Source organism: Streptomyces sp. NPDC052079, assembly GCF_040680275.1.
In the GTDB taxonomy this organism is placed as follows: Bacteria; Actinomycetota; Actinomycetes; order Streptomycetales; family Streptomycetaceae; genus Streptomyces.
In genome coordinates this window covers 22,633-45,071 of the sequence record NZ_JBFAWL010000016.1, presented here as the reverse complement: position 1 = coordinate 45,071, position 22,439 = coordinate 22,633, and the positions used below count along the sequence as shown (strand labels likewise).

Sequence of the window (22,439 nt, the reverse complement as noted above, 5' to 3'; positions counted from 1 at the left end):
CCGGCGCTTAGCGTGGGGCTGTGTACTTCGATGCCGCTTCCGCAGTCCCCCTCCACCCCGTTGCCCGTCAGGCGTTGACGGCCTCTCTCGACGAGGGGTGGGCGGATCCTTCGCGGTTGTACAAGGAGGGGCGGCGGGCGCGGTTGCTGCTGGACGCGGCGCGGGAGGCCGCCGCGGAGGCGGTGGGGTGCCGGCCGGACGAGCTGGTGTTCACCTCGTCCGGGACCCGGGCGGTGCACGACGGGATCGCGGGGGCGCTGGCCGGGCGGCGGCGCGCCGGGCGTCACCTGATCGTGTCCGCGGTCGAACACTCTTCTGTGCTCCATACGGCCGAAGTTCACGAGGCGGCCGGAGGATCGGTCACCGAGGTCGCGGTGGACCGCACGGGAGCGGTGAGCCCGTCCGGGTACGCCGAGGCGCTGCGGCCGGACACCGCGCTGGCGTGTCTGCAGTCGGCCAACCACGAGGTGGGGACGGTGCAGCCGGTGGCGGAGGTGGCCGAGGCCTGCCGGGCGGCGGGGGTGCCGCTGCTGGTGGACGCGGCCCAGTCGCTGGGCTGGGGGCCGGTGGAGGGCGGCTGGTCGCTGCTCACGGCCAGCGCGCACAAGTGGGGCGGGCCGTCGGGGGTGGGGTTGCTCGTCGTACGCAAGGGGGTGCGCTTCGCGCCTCAGGGGCCGCGCGACGAACGGGAGTCGGGGCGGGCGGCCGGGTTCGAGAACGTGCCTGCGATCGTGGCCGCGGCTGCCTCCCTGCGGGCGGTGCGGGCGGAAGCGGCCGAGGAGTCGGCACGGCTGCGGGAACTGACGGAGCGGATCCGGGCGCGGGTGCCCCGGCTGGTGCCGGACGTGGAGGTGGTCGGCGATCCCGGGCGGCGGCTGCCGGGGATCGTCACGTTCTCCTGTCTGTACGTCGACGGGGAGACGCTGCTGCACGAGCTGGACCGCGCGGACTTCTCCGTGTCCTCCGGGTCCTCGTGCACCAGCAGCACGCTGACGCCGAGCCATGTGCTCAGGGCGATGGGCGTGCTCAGCGAGGGCAACGTCCGGGTCTCGCTGCCGCCGGGCACGCGGGAGGAGGACGTCGAGCGGTTCCTGGCGGTGCTGCCGGGGCTGGTGGCCGGGGTGCGGGAGAAGCTGGGTGCGCCGGTGTCCGCGGGGGACGTGGTGACGCAGGAGCAGGACGACGCGCTGGTGGTGGACGCCCTGGGCCGACGCTGCCCGGTCCCGGTGATCGAGCTGGCCAAGGTGATCGGGGACGTCCCGGTGGGCGGCACAATCCGCGTCCTCTCCGACGACGAGGCAGCCCGCCTGGACATCCCAGCCTGGTGCGAAATGCGCGGCCAGGAATACCTGGGCGAGCAACCAACCCCCCAAGGCACGGCCTACCTAATCCGCAGAACCATCTGATCCCCCCGGGGACGCGAGGAACCGCGCACGTCCAGAACAACACCGGACCAGCACCCAACCAGGGGCGCGGGGAACTGCGCATCTTTTAGGGGCGCGGGGAACTGCGCGACCAGCCCCCACGCACCCGCACAGGAACCGTCGCCTCAGCTCAGGTGCGCCCGCACTTCCTCCGCCGCCTCGTCCCCGTACGCCTTCATGAAGCGCTCCATGAAGTGCCCCCGCCGCAGCTGGTACTCCTGCGTCCCCACCGTCTCGATGACAAGCGTCGCCAGCATGCACCCCACCTGCGCCGCCCGCTCCAGGGAAACGCCCCACGCCAGCCCGGACAGGAACCCCGCACGGAAGGCGTCACCCACCCCGGTCGGGTCGACCTTGCGCTCCTCGTCGGGGCAGCCGACCTCGATCGTCTTCTCGCCGGCCCGCTCGATACGGACCCCGCGCGCGCCGAGCGTGGTGACACGGTGGCCGACCCGTTCGAGGATCTCCGCGTCGCTCCAGCCGGTCTTCGTCTGGACGAGCCCCTTCTCGTACTCGTTGGAGAAGAGGTACGTCGCACCCTCCAGCAGTATCCGGATCTCCTCGCCGTTCATCCGGGCGATCTGCTGGGAGAAGTCGGCGGCGAACGGGATGTCCCGGGAGCGGCACTCCTCGGTGTGCCGGAGCATGCCCTCCGGGTCGTCCGCTCCGATGAGGACCAGGTCGAGGCCGCCCACGCGGTCGGCGACGGTCTTGAGCTCGATGAGGCGGGCCTCGCTCATCGCACCCGTGTAGAAGGAGCCGATCTGGTTGTGGTCGGCGTCCGTGGTGCACACGAAGCGCGCGGTGTGCAGGGTGTCGGAGATGCGAACGGATTCCGTGTCGACGCCATGCCGGTCCAGCCAGGCCCGGTACTCGTCGAAGTCGAAGCCCGCGGCCCCGACCAGGATCGGGCGGGTGCCGAGCTGGCCCATTCCGAATGCGATGTTCGCGCCCACGCCGCCCCGGCGCACGTCGAGGTTGTCGACCAGGAAGGACAGCGAGACCGTGTGCAGCTGGTCCGCTACGAACTGGTCGGCGAAGCGGCCGGGGAAGGTCATGAGGTGGTCGGTGGCGATGGAGCCGGTGACTGCGATGCGCACGGCGTGGATTCTCCTGGGGGGAGGCGGGTTGACACTTCACGCTACCGGGTGGGAGCGACCCGTAGAAGCAACCAAAACTACCCGATAGTAGATCTTTCTTCGTGACCTTCCGCGTGCATACGGTGCCGACATGACGAACATCAAGGTCCACGCCTCCGCCCCGGTCGACCTCGAGGGCGGCCTGGCGTCGCTGCGCGGCGACTGCGCCCGGATGGTCCCCCACTGGACGGTGCCGGAGCGGGCGGCGGCCCGGCCGGTGTCTCCTTCCCTGATCCACGGCGTGAGCGTGCCTCCCGCGTCCGCCCGGCTGCTGGACGCGATGTCGGAGTACGGCGACTGAGCCGACCCGCGGGAACCGTGCGCTCCCCCGCTGCGTCCCATCGCTGTCCCCCGTAAAGGGGATGCGGGATACGACCCTTCAGCAGCTCCGGTATGACCGGGCATGGGTCTACCGGGACAGTTGTGCAGCCGAAGGAGCGATGCGGTGAACACCGAGCGACCCGACAACGACGACGCCGAGGCGCGCGCCGCCGACAGCACGCGCGACACCGGGGGCGCTTCGGTCAACGCCGGGGAGCCGGACACCCCGGAACCCGACACGACGAAGCCGGACACCACCCAGCCGGAGACCACCGACCCGGAAGCCGCTGCCGAGGAGCCCGCGGAGAACGGCCCCCAGGCGGATCCCGAGACCCCTCCCGAGACCCGTGCCGAGTCCGGTGACGAGTCGGGTGACGAGCCCGGTGACGGCGAGACCGTTGTCGGAGACCACCCGGCCGACGCCCGCCGCTCCGATGAGGAGCCCGCCGAGCGCCCCGGGCGCCGGCGTTCGCCCGCGCTGATCGCCTCCGTGGCCGCCGCCGTGCTGCTCGTCGGCGGCGGCGGGGCCTATCTCGCCGCCGGCGCCTCCGGTGACACGGGAGGCGGCGGTAGCGTCCCGGGTGCCAACGGTGACGCCACTCCCCCGCCGCTCGCCCTGGACGGCCCGTCCGAGGAGACCGCGAACGGCATCGCGCCGGGCGAGCCCAACCCGTACGGCGCCACCTACCGCGCCGACGGCACGCTCCCGGACGGTCCCGGCTCCGCTCCGGTGTACCGGGCCCGAGGGGAGGTCACCCAGCAGCAGGTCCGCACGCTGGCGAAGGCGCTTGGGCTCGACGGCGCGCCGGTCGCGGAGGGCGGGGCCTGGCGGATCGGCGGACAGGACGGTTCCGGGCCCACGCTGCGGGTGGACCGGCAGGCCCCCGGGTCGTGGACGTTCAGCCGGAACACACCCGGCACCGACAACTGCAAGGGCGCCACGTGCAAGCCGTCCGGCGGTGACGGTCCCGTGGTGAGCGAGGCCGGGGCGAAGAAGGCCGCGACACCCGTGCTGAAGGCCGCGGGGCAGGACGACGCGAAGCTGGACGCGAGTCAGATCATGGGCGGCAAGCGCGTGGTGAACGCCGATCCCGAGGTCGGCGGGCTGCCGACGTACGGCTGGACGACCGGCGTGGTCGTCGGCGCCACAGGCGAGGTGGTCGGCGCCAACGGCCGGCTCGCGGAGCCGGTGAAGGGGGACGTCTACCCCGTGGTGGACGCCCAGGAGGCGCTGGAGCTGATGAACGCGGCTCCGGGCGCCGGGCGCACCGCGGACATCGGCGGCTGCGCCACCGCCGTACCGCTGGAGGAGGACCGGCAACAGGAGGAGTGCGGTCCGGCGACGAAGCCGGCCGGGGACACGGTCGAGGTCGATGCCGCCGTGTTCGGGCTGGCCGCGCACTCCGTGGACGGGCGGCCCGCCCTGGTGCCGTCGTGGCTGTTCGAGGTGCGGCCGGCGGGCGCGCAGGAGGCGTTCACGGTGACGCATCCGGCGGTCGCCCCGGAGTTCCTCGCCCCGCGCTCGCAGTCCGGCGAGGCGAGTCCGCGGCCTTCGGGGCCCGGTGACGAGCCGACCGGGGTGCCCTCGGCCCGGGAGGTCGACGTCGAGGGTTACACAGCCCAGGGCAAGGAGCTGACCGTGGTCTTCACGGGCGGTGTGTGCGCCGACTACAAGGTGACGGCACGCGGGAGCGGTGATCGGGTGACGGTGCGGGTGACCGAGACGCCGTGGCCGGGCAAGGTGTGCATCATGATCGCCAAGCAGTACCAGGAGACGGTGCAGCTGGACGCGCCGCTGGGCGACCGGAAGGTGGTGGACACGGACGGCGAGCCGGTGCCGCTGCACAAGGACGGCGCCCGGCTGCCGGCGCCGCCCACCCGGTAGTACCGGATACCGGACGGAGAAAGCCCGAAGGCGGCGGCCCTGTCGAAAGGGACCGCCGCCTTCGGGCTGTGCTGCCTCAGGCTGTGCTGCCTGGAGCTGTGCTGCGGGGGAAGGCCCCGGCTCAGCTGAAGGAGTCGCCGCAGGCGCAGGAGCCGGTGGCGTTCGGGTTGTCGATCGTGAAGCCCTGCTTCTCGATGGTGTCGACGAAGTCGATGGTGGCGCCGCCCAGGTACGGAGCGCTCATGCGGTCGGTGACGACCTTGACACCGCCGAAGTCCTTCACGACGTCACCGTCGAGAGAGCGCTCGTCGAAGAAGAGCTGGTAGCGCAGGCCGGAGCAGCCCCCGGGCTGGACGGCGACGCGCAGGGCGAGGTCGTCACGGCCTTCCTGGTCGAGCAGGGCCTTGACCTTGGACGCGGCGGCGTCGGTCAGGACGATGCCGTCGGTAACGGTGGTGGTCTCGTCCGATACGGACATCTACATCTCTCCCGGGTTGTACGGAGACTGCTTGCCGACGGTTGCAACCGGCGGGACCGCGGATTCATTCCGGGCCGGGCGCGTGATTTCCTCGCCTCGTTCTTCATGCTCGCACACGCCGTGCCGAGCCGAAACCGGCTCCTGTGGGGCCTCCCGGGAACGAACCGGCGCCGGCCGGGATTCACGTCACATGGACGCTATGCCCATCGTCAAAGTGACGTGAACCGGCTATGATGGATAGCGTCATTTCGACGAGAAGTCGCCACAGACGAGAAGTCGCCAGAACAGAAAGGGTGCGTGTCGTGACCACCGCCCAGACCCAGGAGCTCGACGTACAGCCGACGCCCCTCGCCCTGCTGCTCCTCGGCCGTGAGGCCGACCCGAAGAGCGAGCGCGGTGTGGAGTGTCCCGGCGACCTCCCCTCCCCGTCCGACCCTGATCTGGTGGAGCGCGCCCGCGCGGCCAAGGAGAAGCTCGGGGACAAGGTCTTCGTGCTCGGCCACCACTACCAGCGCGACGAGGTCATCCAGTTCGCCGACGTCACGGGCGACTCCTTCAAGCTGGCCCGGGACGCCGCCGCGCGCCCGGAGGCCGAGTACATCGTCTTCTGCGGTGTGCACTTCATGGCCGAGTCGGCGGACATCCTCACCGGTGACGACCAGAAGGTCGTCCTGCCCGACCTCGCGGCCGGCTGCTCCATGGCCGACATGGCCACCGCCGAGCAGGTCGCCGAGTGCTGGGACGTGCTGACCGAGGCCGGGGTGGCCGAGCAGGTCGTCCCCGTCTCGTACATGAACTCCTCCGCCGACATCAAGGCGTTCACCGGCAAGCACGGCGGCACCATCTGCACCTCCTCCAACGCCCGCCGCGCCCTCGACTGGGCCTTCGAGCAGGGCGAGAAGGTCCTCTTCCTTCCCGATCAGCACCTGGGCCGCAACACGGCGGTGCGGGACATGGGGATGTCCCTGGAGGACTGCGTCGTCTACAACCCGCACAAGCCGAACGGCGGGCTGACCACGGAGGAGCTGCGCGGCGCGAAGATGATCCTGTGGCGCGGCCACTGCTCGGTGCACGGCCGGTTCAGCCTCGACTCGGTCAACGACGTACGCGACCGCATGCCGGGGGTGAACGTCCTGGTCCACCCCGAGTGCCGGCACGAGGTCGTGGCCGCCGCCGACTACGTCGGCTCGACGGAGTACATCATCAAGACGCTGGAGGCGGCCCCGGCCGGCTCCAAGTGGGCCATCGGGACCGAGCTGAACCTCGTCCGCCGCCTGGCGAACCGTTTCGCGCCCGAGGGCAAGGAGATCGTCTTCCTCGACAAGACCGTCTGCTTCTGCTCCACCATGAACCGCATCGACCTCCCCCACCTCGTGTGGGCCCTGGAATCCCTCGCCGAGGGCAACCTGGTCAACCGCATCGAGGTGGACAAGGAGACGGAGGCGTTCGCCAAGCTGGCGCTGGAGCGGATGCTGGCGCTGCCGTAGCGGATAGGCATGACGGATGACCAAGGGCCCCGTCCGCATCACCTCGGTGTGATGCGGACGGGGCCCTTCGTCGTGCCGGTGGGTCAGACCTGCGCCGGTGCGGGCTCCTGGGAGGCCTCACCCTGCGCCGCCCCGCCCTTCTTCGCCGCCCGCTTCTTCGCGCGCCGCTCCTTGCGGAGCTCCAGCATCGCGTAGAGCGTCGGCACCAGCAGCAGGGTCAGCAGCGTCGACGTGATCAGACCGCCGATCACCACCACGGCCAGCGGCTGGGCGATGAAGCCGCCCTCGCCGGTGACGCCGAACGCCATCGGCAGCAGGGCGAAGATGGTCGCCAGGGCCGTCATCAGGATCGGCCGCAGACGGTGGCGGCCACCCTCCAGTACGGCCTCGACGACGCCGTATCCCTGCTTGCGGTACTGGTTGACGAGGTCGATCAGCACGATCGCGTTGGTGACCACGATGCCGATCAGCATCAGCATGCCGATCATCGCCGGGACGCCCATCGGGGTGCCGGTGACCAGCAGCAGGCCGATCGCGCCGGTCGCCGCGAACGGGATGGAGACCAGCAGGATCAGCGGCTGGGCGAGCGACCGGAAGGTGCCGACCAGCAGCATGAAGACGATCGCGATCGCGGCCAGCATCGCCAGGCCCAGGTTGAGGAACGCCTCCTCCTGGTCCTCGGTCACGCCGCCGATCTCCGCCGTGGCGCCCGCGGGCAACGTCAGCCCGGCGATCTTCTGCTGGAGCGCCGCGCCCACCGCGCCCGTGTTGTCACCGGTCGGCTTCGCCGTGACGGTGGCCGCGCGCTGGCCGTCGATACGGGTCATGGAGACCGGGCCGTCCACCACCTCGACCGTGGCGACGTCGCTCAGCTTCACCGGGCCCAGGCGCAGGTTCTTCAGCTCCGCCACGGTGGTGGCCGGCTTCTCCGAGCGGATGACGACGTCGCGCTCGGTGTCGTCCAGGACGGCCTTGGCGGCCGGGGTGCCGCGCACCGCCTGGGCGACGGCCGCACCGAGGGTCTGGTCGTTGAACCCGGCCTCGGCGGCCCGGTCGTCGGCCTTCACGGAGATGCGGGGCACGCTCTGCGCCAGGTCGCTGGTGACGTCCGTGACGTTGTCCAGGGAGGCGACCGCGTCCCGGACCTGGTCCGCCGCCTTGCGCAGCACCTGCGCGTCGGCCGCCTTGACGACCACGCTGAGGTCCTGGTTGCCGAAGCCGTCACCGGCGGCGACGGTGGTGGTGCCGATGCCGTCGAGCTCCCCGAGGCCCTTCTCGATGCTGTCCGTGACGTCCTCGGAGGAGGCGTCGTCCTCGAGCATCACCTGGTACATGGCCTGGTTGCTGTCCGTACCGCCGCCGAAGGCCGCCATGAAGCCGGACGAGCCGACCGTCACCTGGTAGTCCTTGACGCCCTCGGTGTCCGAGAGGAGCTTCTCGACCTTCGCGGCCTGGGCGTCGGTCGCGGCCAGGCTGGTGCCGGGCTCCAGCTCCTGACGGACGGTGAGGACCTGCTGCTGTCCCGGGTCGAAGAAGTTCGTCTTCAGCAGCGGTGCCATCGCGAAGGTGCCGATCAGCACGACGACCGCGATGGCGACGCTCGCCAGCCTGCGGCGGGTCGCGAAGCGCAGCACGGAGAGGTACCCGCGCTGGAGGCGGCTCCTCGCCTCCTTCTCCTCGGCGAGGCGGCGCGCCTCCTCGGCGTCCTCGGGAGTGCCCTTGGGAGCGCGCAGGAACCAGTACGACAGCACCGGGACGACGGTCAGCGAGACCAGCAGGGACGCCAGCAGCGCGGCGGTGACGGTGAGGCTGAAGGAGCCGAACAGCTCGCCCACCATGCCGCCGACCAGGCCGATCGGCAGGAAGACGGCGACCGTGGTGAGCGTCGCGGACGTGACCGCGCCGGCCACCTCGCGTACGGCCTTCATGATCGCCTCGTGGCGCTCCTCGCCGTAGCCGAGGTGCCGCTTGATGTTCTCCAGGACGACGATGGAGTCGTCCACGACCCGGCCGATGGCGATGGTCAGGGCGCCCAGCGTCAGCATGTTCAGCGACAGGTCACGGGTCCACAGCACGATCAGGGCGAGGACCACGGACAGCGGGATGGACACCGCCGTGACCAGGGTGGAGCGGACCGACGCCAGGAAGACCAGGATCACCAGGACGGCGAAGAGCAGACCGAGCGCGCCCTCGGTGGTCAGGCCGTCGATGGCCTTGGCCACGGCCGGGCCCTGGTCGCTGACGACGGTCAGGGTGGCGCCGTCGCCCAGGTCCTCGCGGAGTTCGGGAAGCTTGTCCTTCACGGCGTCGGAGATGGCGACGGCGCTGCCGTCGTGGTCCATCGTCGCCATGACGGCGAGGCTGGGCTTGCCGTTTGTGCGGGTGAGGGAGTCGGCCCGGGCCTCCTCCTCGGTCACGGTGGCGACGTCGCCGAGGCGGACCGGCTTCCCCTTGCCGGGCTCACCGGTGACCATCAGGTCCTTGATCTGCTTCAGCGAGGTGAACCCGCCGCCGACCTGGACGGTGCGGTTGGCGCCGTCCTCGTCGAAGGAGCCGGCCGGGACGGTCGCCCCGCCGGCCTGGAGGGCCTGGGACAGCGACTGGGTGGTGAGACCCGCCTTCGCCAGCTTCGCGGTGCTGGGGGTGACGGTGACCTGGAGGTCGCGCACGCCCTCCACCGAGACCTGGCCGACGCCGTCGATGCCCTCCAGCGCGGGCACCACGGTCCGGTCCAGCTCGTCGGCGAGCGCCTGCTGGTCCTGGTCGGAGGAGACCGCGAGCACCACGGTCGGCATGTCGTCGGTGGAACCGGCGACGACCTGCGGGTCGACGTCGTCCGGGAGGCGGGCGCCGGCCCGGTTGACTGCCTGCTGGACGTCGGCCACGAGCTGCTGGGTGTCGTTGCCGTAGTCGAAGGACGCCATGATCACGGCGTTGCCCTCGCTCGCCGTCGAGGTGACGCCGGAGATGCCGTCGACGGCCTCCAGGCTGTCCTCGATGGGTTCGACGACCTGCGCCTCGACCACGTCCGGGGACGCGCCCTGGTACGGCGCGAGCACGGACACCATGGGCAGTTCGATGGTCGGCAGCAGCTGCTGCTTGAGCTGGGGTATCGCGATCGCCCCGAAGACGAGCGCGATGATCGACATCAGTCCGATCAGCGCTCGTTGCGCGAGGCTGAATCTGGACAGCCAGGACATGGTCAGGGTCTCTTTTCCGTGGAGCGGCAGAAGTCCGGAGGGCGGGCGCGCGCAAGTGGGCGCCCGATCTACACCCTGGTCCATCGCCGGGGGCCGATCCGTAGACCCGAGGTCCGATTCCTTATCCGGCGCATACTCCCGCCGCAGTACGCCCCGCCGGATTCACTCCACCCTTGGACGGACCAGCCCCGACTCGTACGCGGTGACCACCAGCTGGGCTCGGTCCCGGGCGCCCAGTTTGGCCATGGCGCGATTGACGTGGGTCTTCACGGTGAGCGGACTGACTTCGAGACGTTCGGCGATCTCGTCGTTGGAGTGCCCGCCGGCCACCTGCACCAGCACCTCCCGCTCGCGCACGGTGAGCGACTCGAGCCGTTCGGCGCGGGCCGGGTCCTCGTCGCCGCCCGGGCCCTCCTGGGCGAGGAAGCGGGCGATCAGGCCCTTGGTGGCCACCGGGGACAGCAGCGCCTCCCCCTCGGCGGCGATCCGGATGGCGTTCAGCATCTCGCCGGGTTCGGATCCCTTGCCGAGGAAGCCGGAGGCGCCGGCCCGCAGCGACTGCACCACGTAGTCGTCGACCTCGAAGGTCGTCAGTATCACCACCCGGACCCCGGCGAGTTCGGGATCCGCGCTGATCATGCGGGTGGCGGCGAGCCCGTCGGTGCCGGGCATCCGGATGTCCATCAGGACGACGTCGGGGCGCTGCTCCCGGGCCAGCCGGACCGCCTCCGCGCCGTCGGACGCCTCCCCGACCACCTCCATGTCCGGCTCGGAGTCGACGAGCACGCGGAAGGCGCTGCGCAGCAGCGCCTGGTCGTCGGCGAGCAGAACACGGATCGTCATACGGGCTCCAGCGGCGCGGTGGTCAGGGGCGGCCGTCCTCGGCCGCGGACGTGCGGGGCTTGACGGGAAGGATCGCATGGACGCGGAAACCGCCGCCGAAGCGGGGACCGGTGGTGAGGGTGCCGCGCAGGGCGGTGACGCGCTCGCGCATGCCGAGCAGTCCGTGCCCGCCGCCGGGTGCCGGGTCGTGGTCGTCGCCGCTGCCGTCGTCGAGGACGGTGATCTCGATGTGCGGTCCCACCCGGACGACGCTGATCTCCGCCCGTGCCTCGGTCCCGGCGTGCTTCTGCACGTTGGTCAGGGCCTCCTGCACGATCCGGTAGGCAGCCAGGCCGACGGCGGCGGGGAGTTCGGTGTCCTGGTCGGCGCGGGCGACCTCGACGCGCAGTCCGGCGCTGCGGAACGTCCCCGCGAGCTCGTCGAGGCGGTCCAGGCCGGGCGCGGGCTCGGTGGGCGCCTCGGGGTCGCCGGACTGGCGCAGCAGGCCGACCGTGGCGCGCAGCTCGCCCAGCGCGGAGCGGCTGGCCTCGCGCACATGGGCGAGGGCCTCCTTGGCCTGGTCGGGCCGTTTGTCCATGACATGGGCGGCGACGCCCGCCTGGACGTTGACGAGGGCGATGTGGTGGGCGACCACGTCGTGCAGATCGCGGGCGATGCGCAGGCGCTCCTCGGCGACCCGGCGGCGGGCCTCCTCCTCGCGGGTGCGCTCGGCCCGTTCCGCGCGTTCGCGGATCGCCTGGATGAACGCGCGCCGGCTGCGTACGGCGTCCCCGGCGGTGGCGCCGATGCCGGTCCAGGCGAAGATCGCCAGGTTCTCCTGGGCATACCAGGGCAGCGGGCCGGCCGCCATCGCGGTGCCGGTGAGGACGGTCATGGTGAGCAGGCCGATCCGCCAGGTGGTGGGGCGGTCGGTGGCGGAGGCGACGGTGTAGAGCGCGACGACGGCGCACATGACGACGGGGGCGCGGGGGTCGCCGGTGACGGACTCGGCCACGGAGGCGGCGCCGGCCAGCGCGAGCACCGTACGGGGGGCGCGGCGGCGGAAGACGAGCGCGGCGGCGCCGAGGGCCATCAGGACCAGGCTGAGCGGGTCGGGGGTGCGGAGCTGCCAGCTGACGCCGTCGGAGCTGTGCGGGGCGACGAAGGATCCGGCGATCATGCACAGGAGGACGCCGGTGGCGATGGCGGCGTCCAGTGCGAAGGGGTGCGCCCGGAGCCGGCACCGGGCGCGTGTCAGGGTGCTCACGGCTGATTACGGTAGCCGGGGTTGCCCCCGGCCGGGTGAGGTCGCGCGGGGGCACCGAGGGAGACACCCGGTCCTAGGAGACTCCCGGGATGAGGCCGTCGTCGCTCAGCAGCTCCTGGACCTCCTCGAGCGTCGCGTCGGGCGACGGCAGGATCAGGTCGGAGGGCTCCAGGGTGTCGTCCGGCAGGGGCTCGCCGAGTTCGTGCACCTTGGCCAGCAGCGCCTTCAGGGTGGCGCGGAAGCCGGGCCCGTCGCCGTTCTCCATCTCGGCGAGCAGTTCCTCGTCCAGCTTGTTCAGCTCGGCGAGCCGGCTCTCGTCCAGCGTCAGCTGCCCCTCCCCCATGATCCGTACGATCATGTCGCCCTCCTCGGCGTGGGCTACTGCTTGTCGAACCGCGGGGTGTCCTGCGGCTGCTGCTGGGGCTGCTGCGTCGTCTCGCCGCCCTCGATGGCCTGTCGGTCACCGGTGCCGCCTCCGGCCAGCTCGGCCTTCATGCGCTGCAGTTCCAGCTCCACATCCGTACCACCGGAGAGCCGGTCCAGCTCGGCCTGGATGTCGTCCTTGTGCATCCCGGACTGGTCGTCCAGGGCGCCGGAGGCCAGCAGCTCGTCGATCGCGCCGGCCCGCGCCTGGAGCTGGGCGGTCTTGTCCTCGGCCCGCTGGATGGCCAGCCCGACGTCGCCCATCTCCTCGGAAATGCCGGAGAAGGCCTCGCCGATCCGGGTCTGCGCCTGGGCGGCGGTGTACGTGGCCTTGATGGTCTCCTTCTTGGTGCGGAAGGCGTCCACCTTGGCCTGCAGGCGCTGGGCGGCGAGGGTGAGCTTCTCCTCCTCGCCCTGGAGCGTGGCGTGCTGGGTCTCCAGGTCCGTGACCTGCTGCTGGAGCGCGGCGCGGCGGGAGAGCGCCTCGCGCGCCAGGTCCTCACGGCCGAGGGCGAGCGCCTTGCGGCCCTGGTCCTCCAGCTTGCCCGACTGGGACTGGAGCTGGTTGAGCTGGAGCTCCAGCCGCTTGCGCGAGGTCGCCACGTCGGCGACGCCACGGCGGACCTTCTGGAGCAGCTCCAGCTGCTTCTGATACGAGTAATCGAGGGTTTCGCGCGGGTCCTCGGCCCGGTCAAGGGCCTTGTTCGCCTTCGCGCGGAAGATCATCCCCATACGCTTCATGACACCGCTCATGGGCTTCGCGCGCCCCCTTCTGACGGACTCCAGCTCCAGCCACTGCAACAGAACCCACAGTACGGGCCCTGCATCCATTACCGCACTGTTCGGGGACGGATGCGCTCATCCCCAAGGACGACTGACGGCTCCTCCGCTCCGGCGTGAGGAGTAGGTGGTTCCCGGGGCACGCCGGACGGACGTCCCGGAGACCCCCAGTACGTCCCCTCTGTCCTTTTGGAGACGTCCGACGTTGCCGGATCGTTCCCCACAAGGCTGGGGTCCAACCCCGGCCACCCCGTACCCTTGGGTTTTGTGTTCCGTAGCCGTGCCAAGGAAGAGAAGGCATCGCTCGCCGACAAGGCGACGGTGACCGACTCCAAGCAGACCCGTCACCCGGAGGCCCCCAAGGGCCGTCCCACGCCCAAGCGCAGCGTGGCCCAGTCGCAGCGTCGCAGCGTGGCCAACACGTCGACGACGCGCAAGGAGGCCGCCAAGCGGCAGCGTGAGGAGCGCCGTGCCGCACTGGAGCGTCAGCGCCAGGCGCTGGCGAGCGGCGACGAGCGCTATCTGCCCGCCCGCGACAAGGGGCCGGTGCGCCGGTTCGCGCGTGACTTCGTGGACTCGCGGTTCAACATCGCGGAGTACTTCCTGCCGATGGCCGTGGTCATCCTGGTGCTGAGCATGATCCAGGTGCCCCAGTTGCAGAACGTCGCGCTGCTGCTGTGGCTGGTGGTCATCGTGATGATCGTGCTCGACTCGGTCGTGACCGGGTTCCGGCTGAAGAAGCAGCTGGCCGAGCGCTTCCCCGACGAGAACCGGCGCGGTGCCGTGGCCTACGCCCTGATGCGCTCGCTCCAGATGCGCCGGCTGCGACTGCCCAAGCCCCAGGTCAAGCGCGGGGAGCGGCCCTGACCACCACGCCGTTCGCCGACGGCGCGGCATCGGACCGGCTGGGCGGGCCTGGCGGTCTGCGCGACGTCGTCCGGCAGGAGCTGGTGGCCCGCCAGCTGGAGGAGCAGATAGTCGGGCGCTTCCCGGTCGGACGGCGGCTGCGGGTGCTCGACGTGGGCATGGGCCGGGGGGCGCAGGCGCTGCGGCTGGCCCGGGCCGGTCACCAGGTGACGGGTGTCGAACACGACGCGGCGATGATCGCCACCGCGCGGGAGTCCCTCGCCGGGGAGCCGGAGGGCATCCGGGAGCGGATGCGGATCATCGAGGGGCAGGCCGGGGACACCGGTGTGCACTTTCTGCCGGGCAGCTTCGACGTGGTGTTGTGTCATGGCGTGCTCATGCAGGTCGAGGAGCCGGATGCGTTGCTGGCGGGGGTGGCCCGGATGCTGGCGCCCGGGGGGCTGGTGTCCCTGCTGGTGCGGAACGGTGACGCGGCGGCGATGCGGGCGGGGGTGGCCGGTGACTGGGCCGGGGCGCTGGCGGGTTTCTGTACGGCGACGTACGGGCTGAAGAGGCTGACGTCGACGCTGGCGGGGATCGGGGCGCCGTTGCACGCCTGGTACGGGGTGCGGGTCTTCACGGACACGGTGGTGGACGACGGGGTTCCTTCGTCCGACCTGGACGCGCTGCTTACGGTCGAGGACCGGGCGGGGCGGACGGATCCGTACCGGGGGGTGGCGTCTTTGCTGCACCTGTGCGGGGTCCGCGGCTGAGTTCTTTCGCCCCCGCCGCCCCTTCCCGTCCCGTCCCTGGGGGCTTCGCCCCCGGACCCCCTTTGCGCAGTTCCCCGCGCCCCTGAAGGGGCCCGGGGAACTGCGCGAGCAACCACCCGCCGACCCGCGCGTTCGGGGTCGAAGGGGCAGCGCCCCTTGGGGACGGGACGGGAAGGGGCGGCGGGGGCGAGGCAAGGGTTTGGGCCCCGCCCCCGGGGGCTTACGCCTCTTCCGGCTCCGGCTCCGGCTCCGCGTGCAGGCTCATCGGGCCGTAGATCTCCGTCGTGTCCTCCAGCAGCCGCACCTGGTCGACGCCCCCCTCCGCGAGAGCTTTCCAGTTCTCCCCGATCCAGGACTCCGCGTCCCCCTGTGTGGAGAACTCCTCCGGCGGCACCGCGGGCTCGACCTGCGTCCCGTCGGCCTTCTCGAACCGCCACGTCCATGCCGCCATGTACGCCTCCCATGGGTATGAGCACACTGCATGACAGAAGCCGGATCTTGGTCCGGCTCCTGACCAAGAGCGTAGTCGGACGCGCATCGGCTGTGGGCGCAGGTGAGAATCGGGGCGTGGAACTCACTCTGCTCGGCACCGGTGCCCCCGCCGGACTCCCCCGCCCCGACTGCCCCTGCGCGGCATGCGCGTCCGCGGCCGGTACCGACGCGCGGGCGGCCACCTCACTGCTCGTGGACGGCGCGCTGCTGCTCGATCTCACGCCGGGCACGGCGTTCGCGGCGGCCCGCGCGGGGCGTTCGCTGGGCGGCGTACGCCAGGTGCTGCTGTCGCACCCGCACGACGGCCCGGCGGTCGAGGTGCCGGCCGGGCTGCCGCAGCCGGGACGGGTGCCGGACGGGCGGGAGTTGGCGCTGCTGACGGGCCATCGGGTGCGGGCGGTGGCGCTGGACTCGCCCGGCACCGGTTACGCCGTCACCGGCCCGGACGGGCAGCGTCTGCTGTACCTGCCGCCGGGCGGAGCGCCGGCCGGGCTGGAGGAGCCGGCCGAGCCGTACGCGATGGCGCTGCTGGACGTCGTGGGGCGCCCGGACGCGCTGGCGCGGCTGCGGGGGGTGGGCGCGGTGGGCCCGACCACGGACGTCGTCGCCGTACATCTGGACCACGACGTGCCGCCGGGTGCGGAGCTGCGGCGGCGGCTCGCGGCGGCCGGGGCGCGTGCCGTGCCGGACGGGACCACGCTGGAGGTGGGCGCCTACGAGGACGTGCCCGACGTACCGCGCCGGACCCTGGTGCTGGGCGGGGCGCGTTCGGGCAAGTCGGTGGAGGCCGAGCGCCGGCTGGAGTCGTTCCCGGAGGTGCAGTACGTGGCGACCGGCGGGTCGCGCAACGGGGACACCGAGTGGGCGGCGCGGGTGACGGCGCATCAGGAGCGGCGGCCGGGGTCGTGGCGGACGGTCGAGACGTGCGATCTGGTGCCGCTGCTGAAGGACGACGGGCCGCCGCTGCTGATCGACTGTCTGTCACTGTGGCTGACGGACGTGATGGACTCCGTGGGGGCGTGGGACGACGCCGAGTGGGCGGACGGCGGGGAGCGGGAGCTGCGCGAGCGGGTGCGGGCGCTGACGCAGGCGGTGCGCGAAACCCGGCGGACGGTGGTCGCCGTGTCCAACGAGGTGGGCTCGGGCATCGTGCCCGCCACCGCGTCCGGCCGCCGCTACCGGGACGAACTGGGACGGCTGAACGCGGCGTTCGCGCAGGAGTGCGAGCACGTGCTGCTGGTGGTGGCGGGGCAGGCGCTCGTCCTGCGGGGGTGACCCGGGGCCGGGTCAGGGCCTGTCCGGCCCTAACGCTTCGGCGGCGATGGCGGCTTCCGGGCGATGATCCGGTAGGCGTTGGCGAACGGGGTGTGGCGTACCAGGGGTGACAGCGCCAGGTCGGTCATCGCCGCGGCGATCACCAGTGGGGTGCCCGCGCGGAGCAGCACCCTGCGCAGGTGCCGCTGGAACGGGGTCGGCGGGATGGCACGCCAGGGGGTGTCCGGGGCGGGCAGCGCGTGGGAGAGGGCCAGGGCGGTCAGCCCGGCCAGGTCGTGCGGTACGTGCGCGGCACGGTGCCCGTCCGTGATGAGCGTGCAGCCGCGTTTCTCGAGCTCCGCGCGGAGATTGCGCCGGGGCAGGAGGTGCAGCCGGCGGGGCTGGTCGTAGGGCAGCCACCAGCGGCCGAACAGGGCGGCGAAGGCACAGCGCGGGTCCAGGGTCTCGATGAGCAGGTGGCCGCCGGGGCGCAGGGCGTCCAGCGCCGCGTGGAGCTCCGCCCGGGGGTCCGTGGTGTGCTCCAGGTGGTGCAGCAGGCTGACGACGTCGTAGCGTCCGGCCAGCCGGGCCATGACCGTCGGGTCGGTCAGCGGCCCGATGTGCGCCTCCTCGACGCGGCCGAGCGCCCGGGCCTTCTCGACGCGCGCGGTGAGGTCGGTGCCGTCGAAGGCGGTGTACGGGAAGAACTCCCGTGCGGTCTGCGGGAAGCGGGCGAGTCCCGTGCCGACGTCCAGCCAGCTCTCCGGTTCGCCGAAGGGGAGCATCGCGCGGGCGGCGGCGCGGCGGCGGTGCCGTACGGCGTGCAGGGCGAGGACGCGTTCGGTGGCGGGGTCGCGGGGCGCGCCGCGCACGGCCCGCCGGTAGAAGGCGAGGCCCTCCGCGGTGAGGCGGGGATTCTGGAAGGTGTGACCGCAGTCGCGGCACTCGTCGACGGTGAACAGACCGGGCCGGTGCCGGCGCAGGTCACCGGTTCTCAGCCGGTTGCGCAGCCGCGCGGAGCCGCACCAGGGGCAGTCCGCGCGGCGCGGCTCGTGCACCCGCGCGGAGCCGTGGGGGGCGGGGATCGCGGGGTCTGGGGTCGGTGCGGACATGGGTGGCTCCCGGCGTGAGGGGGTACGGCGCGGACGATGTCCGGCAATCCGAGCAAAACGTTACGTATAGGGGGGCCTTCGGGGGTGGAGCGGCGCCGGGGTGGCGTGGTGGGGATGAGGCCGGGTGCGCGGGGCTGACCGGGTGCGACGTGGTGTTCGATCGGGGCCGGTACTGTTCGGCGAATGAGCTCGCTTGATATCGACGACTTCACCGATCTGATCGAGCGTCCGGACAGCGGGGTGCGCCGTGACGCGGAGGCGCGCCGGGAGCGTCAGGTCGTGCCGCCCGGGTCACTGGGCCGCCTCGACGAGCTGGGCGAGTGGCTGGCGGCGGCGCAGTCGGCGGTGCCGGTGCGGCCGATCGAACGGCCGCGGGTGGTGCTGTTCGCCGGCGATCACGGGATCGCCGAGCTGGGTGTCTCCGCGCGGGCCGCGGGCAGCGCCTCGAACTTGGTGCGGGACATCCTGGACGGCGGCCGTCCGGTGTCCGTGCTGGCACGGCGGCTGGGTGTGCCGGTGCGGGTGGTCGACATGGCCCTGGACTGCGATCCCGGGTCACTGCCCGAGGACGTGGTCCGGCACCGGGTGCGGCGGGGCAGCGGGCGTATCGACATCGAGGACGCGCTGACCGCGGAGGAGGCCGAGGCGGCGTTCCGCGCGGGGATGGCCGTCGCGGACGAGGAGGCCGACTCCGGCACGGATCTGGTGGTGCTCGGCGATGTGAGCGTGGGCGGCACCACGGCGGCGGGTGTGCTGGTGGCGGCGCTGTGCGGCACGGACGCGTCGGTGGTGACCGGGCGCGGGGGGCTGGCGATCGACGACCTGGCGTGGATGCGCAAGTGCGCGGCGATCCGTGACGCGCTGCGGCGGGCGCGGCCGGTGCTGGGCGACCAGCTGCAGCTGCTGGCGACGGTGGGCGGGGCCGATCTGACCGCGATCACCGGGTTCCTGCTGCAGTCCGCGGTGCGGAAGATGCCGGTCCTGCTGGACGGGGTCGTGTCGGCGGCGTGCGCGCTGGTGGCGCAGCGGGTGGCGTTCCGGTCGCCGGACTGGTGGCTGGCGGCGCACTCGAGTGGGGAGCCGGGGCAGGCGAAGGCGCTGGACCGGATGGCGCTGGAGCCGCTGCTGACGCAGGGGGTGACCGTCGGGGAGGGGACGGGGGCGTTGCTCGCGTTGCCGCTGGTGCAGGCGGCGGCGGCGTTGGCTGCGGAGTTGCCGGAGCGGCCGGACGAGGCGGCGGCGGAGCCGCAGGGCGATACCGCCTCGCGTCCCTGAGGTGCGTCCGGTTTGCCGCCCAGCCAGTCCTCCAGGGCGCGGCGGGGGCCGGACCAGCGGCGGTCGTGACGGTGGGAGCGCAGGATGGACCGGGCCCGGGCGCGGCGGAGCCGCAGGGCGATACCGCCTCGCGTCCCTAAGGTGCGTCCGGTTTGCCGCCCAGCCAGTCCTCCAGGGCGCGGCGGGGGCCGGACCAGCGGCGGTCGTGACGGTAGGAGCGCAGGATGGACCGGGCCCGGGCGCGGGGGCGGTGACGGTAGAAGCGCCGGGCCCACAGGGATCCGGGCCGCGCCAGCCGTACCGAGCCGATCAGGGCCACGAGCGGGATGATCACGCCGAAGACCGCGAGCCGCGCCTTGCCCTTGCTCAGCGCGATCAGCGCGAAGAGGAAGTTCACACCCACGGTTCCGGCGACGCCCGCACGGTTCTGGAGCTCGTCCTCGGACAGGTCGTTGACGCCGAACGGGGTGAAGCCCGCCAGCAGCAGGCCGACCAGGGCGGCGGTGAGGACGACCATCTCCACGCTCTTGCGGCCCGCCTCGGTCCAGTACACGTCGTCGAGATGCAGGATGAGCGCGAACTCGTCCAGGACCAGCCCCACGCCCACGCCGAACAGCACCGCGCTGAGCACCGAGCCGAAGCCGTGCCGGCCGCCCGCCACCGCGCCGAAGCCGCCGACGACGGTGAGGATGACACCGGGCACCACGTGGTGGATGTGCACCGAGCCGGCCGTGACGTTGCCGAACGGGCCTTTTCCCGCCCGGATCAGACGGGTGACGACCCGGGTGATGACGAACGTGAGGACAAAGGCGGACAGCGCCAGGAGCAGCGGCAGCTTGCCCGGCTCGATGATGTTCCGGTCCAGCCAATGTCCCATATGAGCACTTTATCCACGGCCGTCGTGGGCGCCCCGACGACCGAGCTGTAGTCTGCGCCGGTGCCCGCCCCCTCCGCCTCCCCCGTCGACGGTCTGCGCTTCGCCTTCGGCACGCTCACCGTGCTCCCGGTCCGGGTCACCCGCTGGGACCGGCCGGCCGCGCGCGCGGGGATGCTGTGCGCCCCGCTGGCCGGGCTTGCGGTCGGCGCCGCGGCCGCCGCCGCGGGATGCCTGTTGCTGGTCCTCGGCGCGGGCGCGCCGCTCGCCGCCGTGGCCACCGTCGCCGTACCGGCCGCCCTGACCCGGGGCCTGCATCTCGACGGACTGGCCGACACCGCCGACGGGCTCGGCAGCGGCAAGCCGGCCGAGGACGCCCTGCGGATCATGAAGCAGTCGGACATCGGGCCGTTCGGGGTGATCACGCTTGTCCTGGTCCTGCTGGCCCAGGCGGCCGCGCTGGCGCAGGCGTACGGGGACTCCTGGGCGCACGGGGCCCTGGCGGCCGTGGTGTCGGCGGTCGTGGCACGGCTGGCCCTCACCCTGGCCGCCCGCGCGGGCGTGCCGCCGGCGCGGCCGGAGGGGCTGGGCGCGGCGGTCGCGGGCGTGGTGCCGTCGGCGGGCGCGGTGCCGGTCGCCCTCGCGGTGGCCGGGGCCGCCGCGGCCGGGGGCGCGTTCCTGGGGGCGTCCGACGTCGTACGGGCCGTCGCCGCGGTGGTTCTGGCCGTCGCCGCCGGTGAACTCCTGCTGCGGACGTGCGTCCGCCGGTTCGGAGGGGTCACCGGCGACGTGTTCGGCGGGCTCGCGGAGACCGCGGCGACGACCGCGCTCGTCGTCATGTCACTGGGTTGAAAAGATCTCCGAGATCCTCTGCGGTCCCCCGGGCCCCGTGGCTACCGTGTCCGCCGAACTCATCACAGATCGGGGGATGTTGATGCCGAAGTTTCGTCGTGCACTGGCCTGGATCGTCGACTTCGCGCTGGTCGTGGCGCTGGCCTCGGCGCTCGCGGTGCTCACCTTCAACCGGATCTCCGCGCTCGTCACCGACGTGCCCGAACTCGCCGCCCGCGGCGGCTTCGACCTGCTGACCTCGCGCGGTGACGTGGTCGACACCTCGGAAGAATTCGGCCTGTCCCTGTGGAACAAGTCGGTGCTCTACGTCGAGCAGGCCTTCGGGCTGCTGATCGTCGCCATGTTCCTCTACCAGTGGGCGTGCCTCACCCTCGCCGGGCGCACCGTCGGCAAGGCGCTGACCGGGCTGAAGGTCACCCCGCGCAGGCCCGGACGGGCGGCGCGCAGGGCGGCGGTGACCACGGCCACGGACGTCGCCGTGTACGCCGTGGCCTGTGTCCTGCTGGTGGAGGGGCAGATCGCGCTGTCGGTCCTGGTGTGGGCGGTCGCGGTGGCCCTCTTCCTGTTCAACGCGCTGCCCGTGCTGGGCCCCGCGCGACGCTCCCTCGCCGACCGGGTGGCGGGCACCGCCGTGACCGGCCTCGGCCTCAGCAGGCCCGACGCCACGCATCCAGTGCGTACCGCTTGAGCAGTGAACTCAGCTTCAGGCGCCGGGAGTCGGCGCAGAAGCGGCGGGTGGGCAGCTCGTACTCGACGTGGAAGACGGCCTTGTCGGCCTCGACGAACGGGGTCAGCTCGGCGCACTCGCCGTACTGGGCGCACTGTTCGTTGACAGCGAAGTCGAAGTCACCGACCAGCTCCGGGATCTGGCCGAGATCGTTCTTCAGCCCGACGGCCAGTCCCCGCTCGTGGGCGAGCCGGGCCACGAGGCGGTTGTAGCGCAACTGGTCGCCGGCGGTGAGCGGGAAGCCGGTGCGGTTGCGGTAGCCGTCCATGTTGTCCGGCTCGACCGCGTCGAAGCCCTTGTCGCGGCACATGTCGAGGCGCCGCGCCATGAGCGGCTCCAGTACGTCGACGCGGCGGATGTCGAGCCAGCGCTCGCCCTCCCAGCCGTTGCCCCGGCCGATCACCGCCTCGGGGAAGTCGCCGGCGTCCGGGCGGAACTCCTCCCAGGCGCCGGTGGAGAGGTAGCAGATGACCTTGCGGCCGTCACGGTGCAGTTCGGCGACCGTGTCCGCGGAGTGGTCGAAGCCGTCGATGTCGTAGACCGGGACGTCGACGGAGGTGTCGAGCCGCCCGCTGAGCTGCCACTGCCAGGCCGTGCCGGGCCGGGGCCGCCAGCGGTCGCCGGGCGGCGCCTTAGCGTCGGGCCCCGGCGCGGTGGTGCAGGCCGCCAGCAGCAGGGCGAGCAGCGTGACAAGCAGGGACGGTCGTCGCACCGGGCGTCCTCCAGGGGGACAGGCGGCGGCGTGGCCGCCGTACAGGGACTTCAAGGATGATCGTGTCCGCCCGGCGGTGCGCCGACGGGGTCCCGGACATGGCCGGAACGTCACCAAAGGGTGAGCCCCCGCAGGAATGAGGGGACGCACAGACGCGCGTAGTCTCGTGCCGAGTGTTCGCCGCACCGGGGATGGCCCCGGCGGGACCGCACCCGCACAGCGCGATTAGGGTCGGCTGCCGGGCCCGGTCGACCCACACGTTTCGGCCACAGCAACTTCACATCGGAAGCGAGATT

21 protein-coding genes are annotated in these 22,439 nt (G+C 72.3%); 10 read left to right on the top strand and 11 right to left on the bottom strand.

The window, feature by feature from the left end:
- The first annotated feature begins 20 nt into the window (after window positions 1-20).
- Window positions 21-1,406, top strand: coding sequence for an aminotransferase class V-fold PLP-dependent enzyme (locus AB0L56_RS22270; RefSeq protein ID WP_365425634.1), 1,386 nt, complete (start codon window positions 21-23; stop codon window positions 1,404-1,406).
- A gap of 143 nt (window positions 1,407-1,549) precedes the next feature.
- On the opposite strand, the gene AB0L56_RS22265 is transcribed toward AB0L56_RS22270, so the two are convergent.
- Window positions 1,550-2,524, bottom strand: a complete 975-nt coding sequence (locus tag AB0L56_RS22265) for a carbohydrate kinase family protein (RefSeq protein ID WP_361036508.1) — start codon at window positions 2,522-2,524, stop codon at window positions 1,550-1,552.
- A gap of 130 nt (window positions 2,525-2,654) precedes the next feature.
- On the opposite strand from AB0L56_RS22265, the gene AB0L56_RS22260 reads away from it, so the two are divergent.
- Together AB0L56_RS22260 and AB0L56_RS22255 are read left to right on the top strand one after the other, a co-directional pair.
- Window positions 2,655-2,864, top strand: coding sequence for a hypothetical protein (locus AB0L56_RS22260; protein WP_361036505.1), 210 nt, complete (start codon window positions 2,655-2,657; stop codon window positions 2,862-2,864).
- Window positions 2,865-3,008: 144 nt separating this feature from the next.
- Window positions 3,009-4,769, top strand: coding sequence for a hypothetical protein (locus AB0L56_RS22255; protein ID WP_365425631.1), 1,761 nt, complete (start codon window positions 3,009-3,011; stop codon window positions 4,767-4,769).
- A 121-nt stretch (window positions 4,770-4,890) separates the two neighbouring features.
- Here the strand turns inward: AB0L56_RS22255 and erpA are convergent, their stop codons facing one another.
- Window positions 4,891-5,247 (bottom strand): iron-sulfur cluster insertion protein ErpA, encoded by a 357-nt coding sequence (gene erpA, locus AB0L56_RS22250; RefSeq protein ID WP_019522019.1) that lies wholly within the window; start codon window positions 5,245-5,247, stop codon window positions 4,891-4,893.
- 302 nt (window positions 5,248-5,549) lie between these two features.
- Between erpA and nadA the strand changes: the two genes are divergently transcribed.
- On the top strand, window positions 5,550-6,734 hold the full coding sequence (gene nadA, locus AB0L56_RS22245) for a quinolinate synthase NadA (RefSeq protein ID WP_365425629.1): 1,185 nt from the start codon (window positions 5,550-5,552) through the stop codon (window positions 6,732-6,734).
- 83 nt (window positions 6,735-6,817) lie between these two features.
- Here the strand turns inward: nadA and AB0L56_RS22240 are convergent, their stop codons facing one another.
- The 5 genes from AB0L56_RS22240 to AB0L56_RS22220 all read right to left on the bottom strand — a co-directional run bounded on the left by AB0L56_RS22240 (window position 6,818) and on the right by AB0L56_RS22220 (window position 13,187).
- Window positions 6,818-9,934, bottom strand: a complete 3,117-nt coding sequence (locus AB0L56_RS22240; protein ID WP_365425627.1) for an efflux RND transporter permease subunit — start codon at window positions 9,932-9,934, stop codon at window positions 6,818-6,820.
- A gap of 162 nt (window positions 9,935-10,096) precedes the next feature.
- A complete protein-coding gene (locus tag AB0L56_RS22235) occupies window positions 10,097-10,777 on the bottom strand; it encodes a response regulator transcription factor (RefSeq protein WP_361036493.1) in 681 nt (226 codons plus the stop codon).
- A 22-nt stretch (window positions 10,778-10,799) separates the two neighbouring features.
- Window positions 10,800-12,023, bottom strand: a complete 1,224-nt coding sequence (locus AB0L56_RS22230) for a histidine kinase (RefSeq protein ID WP_365425624.1) — start codon at window positions 12,021-12,023, stop codon at window positions 10,800-10,802.
- Between the two features lie 73 nt (window positions 12,024-12,096).
- A complete protein-coding gene (locus AB0L56_RS22225) occupies window positions 12,097-12,381 on the bottom strand; it encodes a hypothetical protein (protein ID WP_361036487.1) in 285 nt (94 codons plus the stop codon).
- 20 nt (window positions 12,382-12,401) lie between these two features.
- Entirely contained in the window at window positions 12,402-13,187 is a 786-nt protein-coding gene (locus AB0L56_RS22220; RefSeq protein ID WP_361036484.1) for a PspA/IM30 family protein, read from the bottom strand.
- A gap of 228 nt (window positions 13,188-13,415) precedes the next feature.
- On the opposite strand from AB0L56_RS22220, the gene AB0L56_RS22215 reads away from it, so the two are divergent.
- Both AB0L56_RS22215 and AB0L56_RS22210 read left to right on the top strand, forming a co-directional pair.
- Window positions 13,416-14,093, top strand: coding sequence for a DUF3043 domain-containing protein (locus AB0L56_RS22215; protein ID WP_365425622.1), 678 nt, complete (start codon window positions 13,416-13,418; stop codon window positions 14,091-14,093).
- A gap of 83 nt (window positions 14,094-14,176) precedes the next feature.
- A complete protein-coding gene (locus AB0L56_RS22210; protein WP_365425620.1) occupies window positions 14,177-14,845 on the top strand; it encodes a methyltransferase domain-containing protein in 669 nt (222 codons plus the stop codon).
- A 220-nt stretch (window positions 14,846-15,065) separates the two neighbouring features.
- Here AB0L56_RS22210 and AB0L56_RS22205 read toward each other — a convergent pair whose 3' ends face one another.
- The gene (locus AB0L56_RS22205; protein ID WP_361036475.1) at window positions 15,066-15,296 is read right to left on the bottom strand and encodes a hypothetical protein; all 231 of its coding nucleotides are present in this window, start codon (window positions 15,294-15,296) and stop codon (window positions 15,066-15,068) included.
- A gap of 116 nt (window positions 15,297-15,412) precedes the next feature.
- Between AB0L56_RS22205 and AB0L56_RS22200 the strand changes: the two genes are divergently transcribed.
- Window positions 15,413-16,612, top strand: a complete 1,200-nt coding sequence (locus AB0L56_RS22200) for a bifunctional adenosylcobinamide kinase/adenosylcobinamide-phosphate guanylyltransferase (RefSeq protein ID WP_365425618.1) — start codon at window positions 15,413-15,415, stop codon at window positions 16,610-16,612.
- A 29-nt stretch (window positions 16,613-16,641) separates the two neighbouring features.
- Here AB0L56_RS22200 and AB0L56_RS22195 read toward each other — a convergent pair whose 3' ends face one another.
- The gene (locus AB0L56_RS22195) at window positions 16,642-17,703 is read right to left on the bottom strand and encodes a class I SAM-dependent methyltransferase (protein WP_365425616.1); all 1,062 of its coding nucleotides are present in this window, start codon (window positions 17,701-17,703) and stop codon (window positions 16,642-16,644) included.
- Between the two features lie 183 nt (window positions 17,704-17,886).
- On the opposite strand from AB0L56_RS22195, the gene cobT reads away from it, so the two are divergent.
- Window positions 17,887-18,978, top strand: a complete 1,092-nt coding sequence (cobT, locus tag AB0L56_RS22190) for a nicotinate-nucleotide--dimethylbenzimidazole phosphoribosyltransferase (RefSeq protein WP_365425614.1) — start codon at window positions 17,887-17,889, stop codon at window positions 18,976-18,978.
- Between the two features lie 136 nt (window positions 18,979-19,114).
- Here the strand turns inward: cobT and AB0L56_RS22185 are convergent, their stop codons facing one another.
- The gene (locus tag AB0L56_RS22185; RefSeq protein WP_365425612.1) at window positions 19,115-19,855 is read right to left on the bottom strand and encodes a hypothetical protein; all 741 of its coding nucleotides are present in this window, start codon (window positions 19,853-19,855) and stop codon (window positions 19,115-19,117) included.
- Window positions 19,856-19,915: 60 nt separating this feature from the next.
- Here AB0L56_RS22185 and AB0L56_RS22180 point away from each other — a divergent pair, with 60 nt between their 5' ends.
- The gene (locus AB0L56_RS22180) at window positions 19,916-20,704 is read left to right on the top strand and encodes an adenosylcobinamide-GDP ribazoletransferase (RefSeq protein ID WP_365425610.1); all 789 of its coding nucleotides are present in this window, start codon (window positions 19,916-19,918) and stop codon (window positions 20,702-20,704) included.
- 82 nt (window positions 20,705-20,786) lie between these two features.
- The gene (locus tag AB0L56_RS22175) at window positions 20,787-21,392 is read left to right on the top strand and encodes an RDD family protein (protein WP_365425608.1); all 606 of its coding nucleotides are present in this window, start codon (window positions 20,787-20,789) and stop codon (window positions 21,390-21,392) included.
- Here AB0L56_RS22175 and AB0L56_RS22170 read toward each other — a convergent pair.
- Window positions 21,352-22,143 (bottom strand): endo alpha-1,4 polygalactosaminidase, encoded by a 792-nt coding sequence (locus AB0L56_RS22170; RefSeq protein WP_365425606.1) that lies wholly within the window; start codon window positions 22,141-22,143, stop codon window positions 21,352-21,354. The genes AB0L56_RS22175 and AB0L56_RS22170 overlap by 41 nt on opposite strands.
- Between the last annotated feature and the right edge of the window lie 296 nt (window positions 22,144-22,439).

Coding starts and splice junctions, on each gene's coding strand:
- AB0L56_RS22260 (WP_361036505.1), top strand. CDS start 2,655: ATGACGAACATCAAGGTCCACGCCTCCGCCCCGGTCGACCTCGAGGGC.
- erpA (WP_019522019.1), bottom strand. CDS start 5,247: ATGTCCGTATCGGACGAGACCACCACCGTTACCGACGGCATCGTCCTG.
- AB0L56_RS22240 (WP_365425627.1), bottom strand. CDS start 9,934: ATGTCCTGGCTGTCCAGATTCAGCCTCGCGCAACGAGCGCTGATCGGA.
- AB0L56_RS22235 (WP_361036493.1), bottom strand. CDS start 10,777: ATGACGATCCGTGTTCTGCTCGCCGACGACCAGGCGCTGCTGCGCAGC.
- AB0L56_RS22225 (WP_361036487.1), bottom strand. CDS start 12,381: ATGATCGTACGGATCATGGGGGAGGGGCAGCTGACGCTGGACGAGAGC.
- AB0L56_RS22220 (WP_361036484.1), bottom strand. CDS start 13,187: ATGAAGCGTATGGGGATGATCTTCCGCGCGAAGGCGAACAAGGCCCTT.
- AB0L56_RS22205 (WP_361036475.1), bottom strand. CDS start 15,296: ATGGCGGCATGGACGTGGCGGTTCGAGAAGGCCGACGGGACGCAGGTC.
- AB0L56_RS22195 (WP_365425616.1), bottom strand. CDS start 17,703: ATGTCCGCACCGACCCCAGACCCCGCGATCCCCGCCCCCCACGGCTCC.
- cobT (WP_365425614.1), top strand. CDS start 17,887: ATGAGCTCGCTTGATATCGACGACTTCACCGATCTGATCGAGCGTCCG.
- AB0L56_RS22185 (WP_365425612.1), bottom strand. CDS start 19,855: ATGGGACATTGGCTGGACCGGAACATCATCGAGCCGGGCAAGCTGCCG.
- AB0L56_RS22175 (WP_365425608.1), top strand. CDS start 20,787: ATGCCGAAGTTTCGTCGTGCACTGGCCTGGATCGTCGACTTCGCGCTG.